Below are 12311 nucleotides of genomic sequence, written 5' to 3'. Positions count from 1 at the left end.
GCTGATCATAGCCCGAACACGGCGAGTGGCGGCGAGACGTGCGGTGATTTTTTGATGCCCTGCATCACGGTGGCTCTTTGCCCGGGGTGTTCACAACACCTGGTCAAACGTATGATCGGGCCGAGCGCCCTATCCGGTCGCTGAGACTCACCCCCTTTTGAAGGACATGAGCATGCAAAAGCACTTCGGTAATTCAGGCCTGTTCAAGGCTGCTTCGTACATCTGCGACGAAACCCTCGGCAGCGGCATCGCCGGCTGGGAGTTGAAAAACAGTGCGTTGAATACGAAGGAGTTTTTGATATGTCCAAAGAATTACTCGGAGTTTCTGCTCTAGGGTTGATGGTCGTCGGTGAGTTTTGTGCAATCTACAGTGAGGTAGTCACCGCCAGGCTGGCCCAAGCCAGCGACGGCTCATGGCAAGCTTTCATCATGCCGGTGGTGGTGATGTGCTTCGCAGGACTTTGTCTGTTGGGGGCTTATTGGCTGGGTTATCTGGCAGTCGGTGATATCTGGGTGGTCACGGTGGTTTCCGTGACGTCGTTATTGCTGCTGGAACCGATCGTGATCTGGGCGCTGTTCCAGGAGTTTCCCGGCCGAGGCGCGATGATCGGGTTTTGCCTGGGAGCCTTGGGCATGCTGGCCACTGTCTTGCTGTAGCGGCACGCTCTGGCCCGGCATTTGGATGTCGGGCCAGATTAGAGTGAGCAGCGGGCAATACCTTCCACCGCCGCAAGGGCGGCTGAGTATTAAAGCCGTGACACGCAACTCAGCAAAAAAGCTGCGCCACCGAAAGCAGGCAAATCATCTGGACAACCATTTGCGCACGAATTGGATGTTTCATTGCCGTGACCCTGATTACAGTCGTTACAGTAAGTATAGAGACAGAATAGAATTATTCAGAATGTAAGCCCATTCATCTGCCCAGCGGTCTCTGGTTACAACTCTCTGCCCCCGGTCACTGCACTTTTCTGGATTTCTCCGCTCTATCCTTGTCCCAGCCCCGCCGATCCCCGCGTGGGCGGATGAATCAGATCGGGTGCCGATGGATCGCACGTTTCCTTGTTTCAATCGTCGACGGGTGCGCCAGCCCTTGCTGCTGGCGGCCTTGTTAATGCTCTGTGCCAGCGGCTGCAGCCAGCAGCAGGGGCAGGATATCGTCAAGCAGTTCAGCAATGGCAAGCCCGATGAGTTCTTCCAGACCAGTGTCGATCGCATGGCGACGCTGGGCATGCGTGACAATCTGCAAAGCCTGTATTTACTGATGAGCAAACTCTATCTGCGTAATCCCAGCCAGTGGCGGCAGTCGGGTTACCCGGACGCGGTGACTGCGGCGCGGGAGATTCGCCAGGCCATCGAGCAACGTCGCGCACTACCAGCCCTAGGGGAGCGTCGTGACCTGGCGGCGCTGAGTTACTCCTTGAGCCCTGAATTCAAAGGCGACCGGGTCGGCGCCTTCATCTACGCAATCGGCAGCATGATCGTGACCGCCCACGGTGGACGCACGGAGTTCTACATCACCGATTCAATCAACCCGCAGTTCGTCAGCAATGCCGCGCGCAATATCGAGAAGGCCACGTGGCTGCTGAGCAAACGTCAGGATGCGAATGGCGTGCTGCTGCTGTTTTCCAACGAAATTTCGGAGGAGGGCAGCAACCTCAGCTTCGCGGTGGAGTTCGGCAAGATCGTCGCGCGTCTCGATCTGCTGACCCAGATGCTCGATGAACGCTACCGGCGTATTGGCCTGAACTATGCGCAGAGCTTGTTGCTGATGAATTTTCTGCCGGTGCAATAAACAGGGATACGTCAGCATAAAGGTACGGTGCTTCCCTTTTGCGCGTAGGAATCGGCCTATCTTGCTGCCCACTGCTTGAAACACCCCTTGGTCATCAATAGCCTCGGATTTTTCTGAAATATGAGGCCTTTACCATGGGTAAGCGGAAAACGGTTTGGCCTACTGAAAGAGAAATACGCCTGCGCTTTATCCTGTTGGCTGTGATCGATGCGGCGAGTATTCAGGGTGTCTGCGCCGAACTGTTGTTGCCTGCGCACGAACTCCTGCGTGACTCGCCCATCGAGGCGCAATTGCTCGATGCACTGCGCGGGATACTGGCAACGGATGAAATGTATGGATTCCGATTGGCTCCGGGATCAGAAGCAGAAGAATTGATGCAGGTGCTGAATATCCCCGACAGCTGAGGATTTTGTGTGGGAGGCGACAACGTCCTGGATGGAGTCGCGCCCCATACGGATGTGAACCTCCTATGTGCCAGGTCAGCTTCAGCTGTGTCACGCAAAACAGCCCAGGAGGTCAAAGCGTTAATAAGGCGTGACCTGGCGCGCGTCCCAGCCTTCCCACCACGTGCCCCCCGAACTCCAAGGACCTGCCCGATGCTGTTGCGCCACCCTCCGTTCCTGTTTGCCGCCCTGACGTTAAGCTCGCTGGTGCACGCCGAAGACCTGCAATTGGCCCCGGTCGAAGTCACCAGCAGCGAAGCCAGCGCCGGTGAAGTGGCCGAGGCGCAGCTCAAGAGTGTGCCCGGTGGCACCAACTACATCGACATGAATAGCGTGCAGCAGGGGCGAGTGAGTACCAACGAAGACGTATTCAAGTACCAGGCCGGGGTGTACGCCAAGGCGGCTAACAACGAAGGGGTGAAGCTCTCGATTCGCGGCTCGGGCCTGAACCGCAGCCCCGGGTCCCACGCCTCCGGCCTGTACGAAATGTTCGACGGCCTGCCGTTGACCGGTCCTGGCGGCACCCCTTACGAGCTGAAAGACCCGTTGTGGCAAAGCCGGGTAGAAGTGCTGCGCGGCGCCAACGGTTTTGACCAGGGCGCGTTGGCCCTAGGCGGCGCCGTCAACTACGTGACCCGCACGGGCTACGATGCGCCCAAGCTGCAACTGCGCTATGAAGCGGGCAGCAAAGGCTACGCCCAGCGTGAGATCAGTTCCGGCCAGGTGCTGGGGGATGCCGACTATTACATCAGCCTCACCGATTCCGAATCCGACGGCTACCAGCACCAGAGCGCAGCAACCGGCAAAGGGGTGGCCGCCAACTTCGGTTACCGCTTCAACCCGGACCTGGAAACCCGCTTCTATTTCCGCTACCGCGAAACCACCAACGACACGCCGGGCAAACTCACGCGATACCAGATCAGCCACGACCCGCGCGCGGCCGCCAGCCTCAACGCCGCCCGTGACTCCAAGCGCCTGCAGCCGGGCTCGACCTGGATCGCCAACAAGACCACCTTGCAGCTGGACGATAATGCCCGCGTCGAAGTCGGCCTGGCGTACCACGATTACCCGATGGACCTGCGTGAAGGCACCAACCGCCTCAAAGTCGCGTACACCGATATCAGCAGCACCCTCAACTACATCCGTCAGGACACGCTGTTTGGCCACGACAGCAACACCACCGTCGGCCTGCGCACCACCCAGGCGATGCCCAACAACGGCGCCTCGGAATATGTGCGCACGCCTGCCGGTAATACCGCTGGCTACGCGCCCGGCACCAAGACCCGTGACTACAGCTACCTGGGCTCCGACACCGTGTTGCACATCGGCAACGATCTGGAACTGATTCCCGACCTATGGCTGACCACCGGCCTGGCGGCGATCTACACCCGTCGCGAAACCCAGGTCACCTATCCCGAAGGCCAGGCGCCGCTCAGCCAGCACGACTGGGACTACGCTCCGCGTATCGGCCTGCGGTACGACTTCACCCCGCACCTGCAGGTGTACGGCAACCTGAGCCGATCGGTCGAGCCGCCGCATGCGTGGTCGATGATTTGGGGTTCGAACAAATACTTCCCCAAAGACAGCGGCCCGGCCACCGGCCTTCAGCGTGAAGGCGTGAGCCTGAAAAACCAGACCGCCACCACCCTGGAATTCGGCGGGCGCGGCGAGCAATGGTTCGGCCAGTGGGACCTGGCGCTGTACCGCTCTGAAGTGCGCCACGAATTGCTCACGGTGGAAACCCAGGCGCAAACCGCCACCCGCAATGCCATCGTCGCAGAATCCAACGCCAGCCCCACTGTGCACCAGGGCGTGGAACTGAGCCTGCTCAGCCCGTTGTGGGAAGGCGGCCATAACGGCCAGCTCACTCTGCGCCAGGCCTACACCTTCAGCGACTTCCACTACCGTGATGACGACCGCTTTGGCGACAACGCCCTGCCGGGTATCCCCAAGCACTACTATCAGGCGCAGGTGCGCTACAGCCATCCGACCGGTTTCTACACCAGCCTTAACACCGAGCATTCATCAAGAGTGGCAGTGGACTACGCCAACTCCTACTACGCCGCGTCCTACACGGTGCTCGGTGCCACCTTCGGCTACGATGCGCCCCAGCAGGATTGGCAAGCCTGGGTCGACCTGCGCAATCTCACCAACCGCCGTTACGCCAACACCGTCACGCCGGGATACGACGATAAAGGCCTGGATGTAGCGCGTTCCACGCCGGCGGATGGCCGTGGCATCTACACCGGTGTGTCGTGGAGCTGGCGCTGAGCCCCTTGCCCAAACCCTGTTTTACTGGCATTGTCTGCGCAATTGGCAATTATTCCCATTTGAGATCTTTTTGCGCATGCACGACATTCCGGCCGCGCCAGGCGACTCCGTCCGGCAGCAGACCCTTACGGCGATGTACAGCGAGCACCACGGCTGGTTGCACGGCTGGCTGCGCAAGAAACTCGGGTGTTCCCAGCATGCAGCGGACCTCGCCCATGACGCCTTCATCCGCGTCTTGATGCTGGCCGAACCTCAACAGATCAAAGAGCCCCGCGCGTTCCTGGCCACCACGGCAGGGCGGTTGCTGATCGACGGCGCCCGTCGTCGTCGCATCGAAAAAGCCTACATGGAAGCCCTGGTGATCCAGTGCGAGGACGCTGGCATGCCCGACCCGGCCGCGATTCATGTCGCGCTGCAAGCCCTGGAACGTATTGCGGAGATGCTTGCCGGGCTGCCTGCCAAGGCGCGCGAAGCGTTCCTGCTGAGCCGCCTCGACGGGCTGACCTACAGCGAAATCGCCACACGCCTGGACGTGTCTGCCAGCACCGTCAAAAACTACATCTCCAGTGCCTTGGTTCACTGCTACCACAGCCTGCACCCGGCAGACCCGCTGGCATGAGTTCCGAACAGATCATCCAACAAGCGGCGCAGTGGCTGACCCGCCTGCATGACGAAAACGTCACCGAGGCCGACCACCAGGCATTCAACACCTGGCGCCAGGCCGACCCGCGGCACGCTGTGGCCATCGAACGCATGGGCGCAGTATGGGGCAGCCTCGACACGCTGCCGGCCAAGCCCGCACGCATTGCCTTGAACCGCGCATTCGCCCCGCGACGTGCGCGAGGTGCGCAAGCGGTGGGCTTGCTCGGCGTGGTCCTGTGCGGCTGGCTGGGCCTGCAACACCTGCCGGTCTGGATGGCCGACCAGCGCACCGGCGTCGGCGAGCGCCGGCAGATCGCCCTCGAAGACGGCAGCCAGTTGCAGCTCAACAGCAATTCGGCGGTCGACGTGAAATTCGACGGCCATCAACGGGTCATCGAGTTGCTGCAAGGCGAACTCTGGGTGGACGTGGCCAAGGATGCGCAACGGCCGTTCGTGGTGCGTACCGACCAAGGTACGGCCACGGCATTGGGCACGCGTTATCTGGTCAAACGTGCAGCGGATGGCACCACGGTGGTCACGGTGATCGAGTCCAGCGTCGCGGTCAAAGGCGCCACCCGCGACGGCGTCAACGTCACCGCCGGCCAGCGTTCGGTCCTCGATCACGGCCGCGCCCAGCCGCCGCAAGCCATCGGCAACAGCGACCCGGACGCCTGGACCCGTGGCCTGCTCAAGGTCAACGATCAACCCCTGAGCGACGTGCTGCAAACCCTCGCCAGCTACCGCCATGGCATGCTGCGCTTCGACCCTCAGGCGTTGCAGGACCTGCGGGTGTCCGGTGTGTTCAAGCTGGATGATACGGCGGCGGCGCTGTCGTCACTGGCGGACAACCTGCCGATCCAGGTGGAGTACTTCACCGACCTGCTGGTGGTGGTCAAGCCGCGTTAGCCTTCGTGCTGGCGCAGGCGTTTGTACAAGGTGTTGCGGCTCACCCCCAGCTCCCGCGCCAGGTGGGAGATGTTCCCGCCTGCCGCCTTCAAACGCTGGTTCAGATCGATGCTGTCATCCAGGTATTCACTGGCGGGCAGCGGCGGATCTACCTTCAAGTCCACAAAAAAATCATCTGGCAGGTGTTCCGCGCGGATCGGCTGTTCCTCAGCCATGGCCAGCGCCACCTGCAACACGCTGCTCACCTGACGCAGATTCCCCGGCCACGGGTGCTGTTCGAATAACGCCAGCACTTCGGCGCTGAGGCCTGCCCATTGAGTCGGCTCGCGGTGTTGCTGCCACAGTTGTTGGAACAGTGCCTGCTTATCGGTACGTTCGCGCAACGGCGGCAGTTCCAAGGTCAAGCCGCCGATGCGGTAGTACAAATCCTCACGAAAACGTCCGGCCTGCACCAGCTCGCGCAGTGCACGGTTGGTGGCCGAGATGATTCGCAGATCTACCGGGAACAGCTCGCTGCTGCCCACCGGCTGTACACAGCGCTCCTGCAGCACCCGCAGCAAACGGGCCTGGGTCGGCAGAGGCATATCACCGATCTCGTCGAGAAACAGCGTGCCCTTGTCGGCCTTGCGGATCAGGCCGATGCTGCCTTTCTGATTGGCGCCGGTGAAGGCGCCTTTTTCATAGCCGAACAGTTCCGATTCCACCAGCTCGGCGGGAATCGCCGCACAGTTCACCGCGATAAACGCCTTCTGGCTGCGCGAACTGGCCTGGTGCAGGGCTTTGACGAACACTTCCTTGCCCACGCCGGTTTCGCCATGGATCAGCAGCGGAATGTCCTTTTCCAGTAAGCGTTCAGCCTGGCGCACGGCCTTCTCCACGCGTACATCGCCGAAGTGCAGGGTCTTGAGGCCAATCGACGCAGGCGTCGGTGGCGTCGGCTCGGTGAACACGCGCGCCTGCACGGGCATCTGCTTGGGGCGTCTCAACACGCATTGGAAGCGGTTGCGTCCTGCGGCCTGCAGGGAGAAAGGCAATCCTTCCGGCTGGTTCAACAACTCCAGCAATGACACCTTGAACAAACTGTCGATCATCACCCGCGACAAGCTGATGCCCAGCAGGTTGTCGGCACGCCGGTTGGCTGACAGCACCTGGCCGCTTTCATCAAAGATCAGCAGGCCGGCCCACTGGCTGTCGAGGTTGCTCAGGCCGGTGTTGAAGGTCAGTTGGAAGTGCTCGCCGCGAAACAGGTTGAGGATCAGCCGGTTTTCCACGGTCTGGCTCATCATCTTGACCATGCCCAGGGTGTGCGAGGGCGGCAGGTAGCTGTCGCTGGACACATCCAGCACCGCGATGATCTCGCGCTGCGCATCGAAAATCGGCGCCGCCGAGCCGGTCATGAAGCGGTTGGCCTTGAGGAAGTGTTCATCGTGCTCGATATGCACCGCTTGGGCACAGGCCAGCGCGGTGCCGATGGCATTGGTGCCGCTGGAGCGCTCCATCCAGCTGGCGCCGGGGTTGAAGCCTCTGGCCAGCTTGGGGTCGATAAATCGCTGGGTGCCCCAGCTGGTCAGCACCTGGCCCTGGTTGTCGGCCAGCATGATCAGGCAGTTGGAATTACTGAGGATGTTTTCGTAGTAGGGCAGCACTTCCTGATGCGTGGTCTGTACCAGCGAGTGCTGGCTTTCCAGCAGTTGACTGATGCCCTCGGCGGGGAGCTGGTCGAAGCTGGGCGTGCTCTGGTGGTCCAGGCCGAAGGCGCGGCAGCGGCGCCAGGATTCCTGGATAAGGGTGTCGTGAGCCAGTGGTTCGGCCATGGGGTGACCTTCGTTTTTATTGTTATTGGGCTTGCACAATCTGCCTGGAAAAACCGCTCCCACAGTTGCCCTGTGTTGTGCATGAGAGTGTTGTTCAGAACTGTTCATTGTCAACCCCTGAACTGTTCAATTGTTCAGTCAGATTGTTCACTCTCGAACATCGCTTTCACCCCATTTCCTTGCACATCAAACACTTGTCGTTTTGGCACGAAACTCGCTCTGACAGCTGGCCAGATTCATTCCAATAATAAAAAAGGTCGTGTCATGTCATTGACCCTGGAACATGTCTCCCGCGTTGTCGAAGGCCAGACCTGGATCGACGACGCCACCCTGCGTTTCGAAGCCGGTTCCTTCAACGTCTTGCTCGGCCGCACCCTGTCCGGCAAGACCAGCCTGATGCGCCTGATGGCCGGCTTGGATAAGCCCAACAGCGGTCGCATCCTGATGAACGGTGTGGATGTCACGCAAAAGCCGGTGCGCCTGCGCAACGTGTCGATGGTCTACCAGCAGTTCATCAACTACCCGACCATGACGGTGTTCGAGAACATCGCCTCGCCGTTGCGCCAGGCCGGTGTGTCCAATGAGCTGATCCAGAGCAAAGTGCTGGAAACCGCGAAGATGCTGCGCATCGAGAAATTCCTCCAGCGTCACCCGCTGGAACTCTCCGGTGGCCAGCAGCAGCGCACGGCCATGGCGCGCGCACTGGTCAAGGACGCAGAGCTGATCCTGTTCGACGAACCACTGGTGAACCTGGACTACAAACTGCGCGAAGAACTGCGTCAGGAAATGCGCGAGCTGTTCGCCGCGCGCCACACCATCGCCATCTACGCCACCACCGAGCCCAATGAAGCGTTGGCCCTGGGCGGCACCACCACCATTCTTCACGAAGGCCGGGTGATTCAGAGCGGCAAGGCTGCCGAGGTCTATCACCAGCCGCGTACCGTGCTGGCCGCCGAGCTGTTTTCCGAGCCGCCGATCAACCTGATGCCGGGGCGTATCAGCGGCAATGAGGTGAGCTTTGCCAATTTCGTGCACTTCCCGCTGAACGTCGATCTGCGCCCGATTGGCGAAGGCGAATTCCGTTTTGGCGTACGCCCCAGCCATATCAGCCTGGTGCCAAGCAACGATGACGATCTGGAGCTGGCGGTCACCGTGGAAGTCGCGGAGATCAGTGGTTCGGAAACCTTCCTGCATGTGCGCAGCGAACATTTCCTGCTGGTACTGCACCTGCCGGGGGTGCACGAATACGACGTCGACGCGCCGATCCGCGTGTATATCCCCACCCATAAACTGTTTGTGTTCGATGGGCAGGGCCGTTTGGTCCAGGCCCCCGGGCGCCGTGTTGCGAGGGTTGCCTGATGGCCGAGATCCATTTGCAGAACCTGGCGCATAGCTACAGCCCTACGCCGAGCGGCCCTGAGGACTACGCCATTCGGGAAATGAACCATGTGTGGGAGCAGGGTGGGGCCTACGCCTTGCTTGGGCCGTCGGGCTGCGGCAAGTCGACCCTGCTCAACATCATCTCCGGCCTGCTCAGCCCGTCCGAAGGCCAGGTGCTGTTTGACAGCAAAGTGGTCAATGACCTCACCCCGGAAAAACGCAACATCGCCCAGGTGTTCCAGTTCCCGGTGGTGTACGACACCATGACGGTGTTCGACAACCTCGCGTTCCCGCTGCGCAACCAGGGCATGGCCGAGGCAAAAATCCACAGCAAGGTGCAGGAAATTGCCGAAGTTCTCGACCTGCAGAACCTGCTGACCAAGAAGGCCCGCAACCTCACCGCCGACGAGAAACAGAAAGTCTCCATGGGCCGTGGCCTGGTGCGTGACGACGTGTCGGCAATCCTGTTCGATGAACCGTTGACGGTGATCGACCCGCACCTCAAGTGGAAACTGCGGCGCAAACTCAAGCAGATCCACGAGCAGTTCAACATCACCATGGTCTACGTCACCCACGATCAGTTGGAGGCCTCGACCTTCGCCGACAAGATCGCGGTGATGTACGGCGGCCAGATCGTGCAATTCGGCACACCCCGCGATCTGTTCGAACGGCCCAGCCATACCTTTGTCGGCTATTTCATCGGCAGCCCTGGGATGAATCTGATCGAGGTGCAAGCCGAGGCGGGCGGGGTGCGGTTTGCCGACACCCACCTGCCATTGCCAGCGGCCTTGCAGCAACGTATTGCCAACACCGAGTACAAAAAGCTGCAGGTCGGTATCCGCCCGGAATTCATCCACGTGTGGGACGAGTACAACCCTGACGCCCTGCAGGCCGATATCACTCATCTCGAAGACCTCGGCACCTACAAGATTATTACCCTCAACCTCGACGGCGCGTTGCTCAAGGTACGCCTGGCCGAAGACAAACCCGTGCCCGAAGGCAAGGCCTCCATCAGCTTTCCCGCGCAGTGGCTGATGGTGTACGCCGACGATTACCTGCTGGAGGTGCAGCCATGAACAAGGTGCAAAACAACAAGGCCTGGTGGCTGGTGCTGCCGGTGTTCCTGCTGGTGGCATTCAGTGCGGTGATCCCGATGATGACCGTGGTCAACTACTCGGTGCAGGACATCTTCGACCAGTCCAGTCGCTACTTCGTCGGTGCCGACTGGTATAAGCAGGTGCTGCTTGACCCACGCCTTCACGATTCGCTGCTGCGTCAGTTCATTTACTCGGCCTGCGTGTTGCTGATCGAAATCCCGTTGGGCATCGCCATCGCCCTGACCATGCCGACCAAGGGCCGCTGGTCTTCGCTGGTGCTGATCATCCTCGCCATCCCGCTGCTGATCCCATGGAACGTGGTAGGGACAATCTGGCAGATCTTCGGTCGCGCCGATATCGGCCTGCTGGGTTACAGCCTCAACGCCCTGGGCATCAGTTATAACTACGCCGCCAACACCATGGACGCCTGGGTAACGGTGCTGGTGATGGACGTATGGCACTGGACTTCCCTGGTGGCGCTGCTCTGCTACTCCGGACTGCGCGCGATTCCGGACGTGTACTACCAGGCTGCGCGGATTGATCGCGCATCGCCCTGGGCGGTGTTCCGACATATCCAGTTGCCGAAGATGAAAAGCGTGCTGCTGATCGCGGTGATGCTGCGCTTTATGGACAGCTTCATGATCTACACCGAGCCTTTCGTCCTCACCGGCGGCGGTCCGGGTAACGCTACTACGTTCCTGAGTCAGACGCTGACCCAGATGGCTGTAGGCCAATTCGACCTGGGCCCGGCGGCGGCATTCTCGCTGGTGTATTTCCTGATCATCCTGTTGGTGTCCTGGCTGTTCTACACCGCCATGACCCACTCCGACGCCAACCGCTGAGGCCGCCAACATGAGTAAGCGCAAGGTTATTCCGCTGCTGATCTACATCCTGTTCCTGCTGGTGCCGATCTACTGGCTGCTGAACATGTCCTTCAAGAGCAACACCGAAATCCTCGGCGGGTTGACGCTGTTTCCGCAGGATTTCACCCTGGCCAACTACAAGGTGATCTTCACCGACCCGAGTTGGTACACCGGCTACCTCAACTCGCTGTACTACGTAAGCCTGAACACGGTGATCTCCCTGAGCGTGGCGCTGCCGGCGGCCTATGCGTTTTCGCGCTACCGCTTCCTGGGCGACAAGCATCTGTTCTTCTGGTTGCTGACCAACCGCATGGCGCCACCGGCGGTGTTCCTGCTGCCGTTCTTCCAGCTGTATTCGTCCATCGGGCTGTTCGACACGCACATCGCGGTGGCGCTGGCGCACTGCCTGTTCAACGTGCCGTTGGCGGTGTGGATCCTTGAAGGCTTCATGTCCGGCGTGCCCAAGGAAATCGACGAAACCGCCTACATCGACGGCTACTCGTTTCCTAAGTTCTTCGTGAAGATTTTTATCCCGTTGATCGGCTCCGGCATCGGTGTCACCGCGTTTTTCTGCTTCATGTTCTCCTGGGTCGAACTGTTGCTGGCGCGCACCCTGACCTCGGTCAATGCCAAGCCCATCGCGGCGGTGATGACCCGCACGGTGTCGGCGTCGGGTATCGATTGGGGCGTGCTGGCGGCGGCGGGGGTGTTGACTATCCTTCCCGGCATGCTGGTGATCTGGTTTGTTCGCAACCACGTGGCCAAGGGCTTTGCCCTGGGCCGGGTCTGAGGAGTCGATGATGGAATGGATGGCCTGGACCACCCCCACCGCGCTGTTTTTTGGTGCCATAGCCCTGATCCTGGCGGGCATGACCACTTGGGAGCTGCGTTCTCCGAGTATTCCCCGGCGTGGGTTCTTACCGATCAGCACCACCCGTGGTGATCGTTTGTTTATCGGTCTTCTCGGCAGCGCCTACCTGCATTTGCTGGTCATCGGCGTTACCGACTGGAGCATCTGGGTGGCGTCCGCGCTCTCCCTGGTATGGCTGTTGAGTGTGATGCGTTGGGGCTAGTGCCCTTATGAATAAACAACCTGGAGGTCT

Annotated in this window: 13 protein-coding genes; 12 read left to right on the top strand and 1 reads right to left on the bottom strand. The window is 60.4% G+C overall.

Translation table 11 applies throughout. The features are described from left to right. Nucleotides 1–172: 172 nt before the first annotated feature. The 7 genes from PF1751_RS29280 (at nt 173) to PF1751_RS15960 (ending at nt 6054) form a co-directional block, all read left to right on the top strand. Entirely contained in the window at nt 173–334 is a 162-nt protein-coding gene (locus PF1751_RS29280; protein ID WP_167337370.1) for a hypothetical protein, read from the top strand. A gap of 5 nt (nt 335–339) precedes the next feature. Beyond that, the gene (locus PF1751_RS15985) at nt 340–657 is read left to right on the top strand and encodes a hypothetical protein (protein WP_010209663.1); all 318 of its coding nucleotides are present in this window, start codon (nt 340–342) and stop codon (nt 655–657) included. 385 nt (nt 658–1042) lie between these two features. Then, nucleotides 1043–1792 (top strand): hypothetical protein, encoded by a 750-nt coding sequence (locus PF1751_RS15980; protein WP_031291146.1) that lies wholly within the window; start codon nt 1043–1045, stop codon nt 1790–1792. 134 nt (nt 1793–1926) lie between these two features. Further along, nucleotides 1927–2196, top strand: coding sequence for a hypothetical protein (locus tag PF1751_RS15975; protein WP_044287348.1), 270 nt, complete (start codon nt 1927–1929; stop codon nt 2194–2196). Between the two features lie 192 nt (nt 2197–2388). Continuing rightward, nucleotides 2389–4506, top strand: a complete 2118-nt coding sequence (locus PF1751_RS15970; protein WP_044287347.1) for a TonB-dependent receptor family protein — start codon at nt 2389–2391, stop codon at nt 4504–4506. A gap of 76 nt (nt 4507–4582) precedes the next feature. Next, the gene (locus PF1751_RS15965; protein ID WP_010209668.1) at nt 4583–5125 is read left to right on the top strand and encodes a sigma-70 family RNA polymerase sigma factor; all 543 of its coding nucleotides are present in this window, start codon (nt 4583–4585) and stop codon (nt 5123–5125) included. Continuing rightward, nucleotides 5122–6054 (top strand): FecR family protein, encoded by a 933-nt coding sequence (locus PF1751_RS15960; protein WP_010209669.1) that lies wholly within the window; start codon nt 5122–5124, stop codon nt 6052–6054. Before PF1751_RS15965 ends, PF1751_RS15960 begins: the two co-directional genes overlap by 4 nt. On the opposite strand, the gene PF1751_RS15955 is transcribed toward PF1751_RS15960, so the two are convergent. Further along, nucleotides 6051–7868 carry a sigma-54-dependent Fis family transcriptional regulator gene (locus tag PF1751_RS15955; protein WP_010209670.1) on the bottom strand — a complete coding sequence of 606 codons (1818 nt, stop codon included), beginning with the start codon at nt 7866–7868 and terminating at the stop codon, nt 6051–6053. The genes PF1751_RS15960 and PF1751_RS15955 overlap by 4 nt on opposite strands. A 264-nt stretch (nt 7869–8132) precedes the next feature. Here PF1751_RS15955 and PF1751_RS15950 point away from each other — a divergent pair, with 264 nt between their 5' ends. The 5 genes from PF1751_RS15950 to PF1751_RS15930 are packed head-to-tail and all read left to right on the top strand — an operon-like array spanning nt 8133 to nt 12281. Beyond that, nucleotides 8133–9227 (top strand): ABC transporter ATP-binding protein, encoded by a 1095-nt coding sequence (locus PF1751_RS15950; RefSeq protein WP_010209671.1) that lies wholly within the window; start codon nt 8133–8135, stop codon nt 9225–9227. Next, nucleotides 9227–10324, top strand: coding sequence for an ABC transporter ATP-binding protein (locus tag PF1751_RS15945; protein ID WP_044287346.1), 1098 nt, complete (start codon nt 9227–9229; stop codon nt 10322–10324). Before PF1751_RS15950 ends, PF1751_RS15945 begins: the two co-directional genes overlap by 1 nt. Next, nucleotides 10321–11187: a carbohydrate ABC transporter permease gene (locus PF1751_RS15940; RefSeq protein WP_010209674.1), complete on the top strand. Its 867-nt coding sequence runs from the start codon at nt 10321–10323 to the stop codon at nt 11185–11187. The genes PF1751_RS15945 and PF1751_RS15940 overlap by 4 nt, the downstream gene beginning before the upstream one ends. Before the next feature lie 10 nt (nt 11188–11197). Next, complete coding sequence (locus tag PF1751_RS15935) at nt 11198–11998, top strand: carbohydrate ABC transporter permease (RefSeq protein ID WP_003174634.1); 801 nt, start codon at nt 11198–11200, stop codon at nt 11996–11998. A gap of 10 nt (nt 11999–12008) precedes the next feature. Next, nucleotides 12009–12281, top strand: a complete 273-nt coding sequence (locus PF1751_RS15930) for a DUF2160 domain-containing protein (protein WP_010209675.1) — start codon at nt 12009–12011, stop codon at nt 12279–12281. The last annotated feature ends 30 nt before the right edge of the window (nt 12282–12311 follow it).

This window comes from Pseudomonas simiae (genome assembly GCF_000934565.1).
GTDB lineage: Bacteria > Pseudomonadota > Gammaproteobacteria > Pseudomonadales > Pseudomonadaceae > Aquipseudomonas > Aquipseudomonas simiae.
The sequence above is the reverse complement of the archived record's forward strand: the minus strand, read 5'-3'. Positions and strand labels throughout refer to the sequence as shown.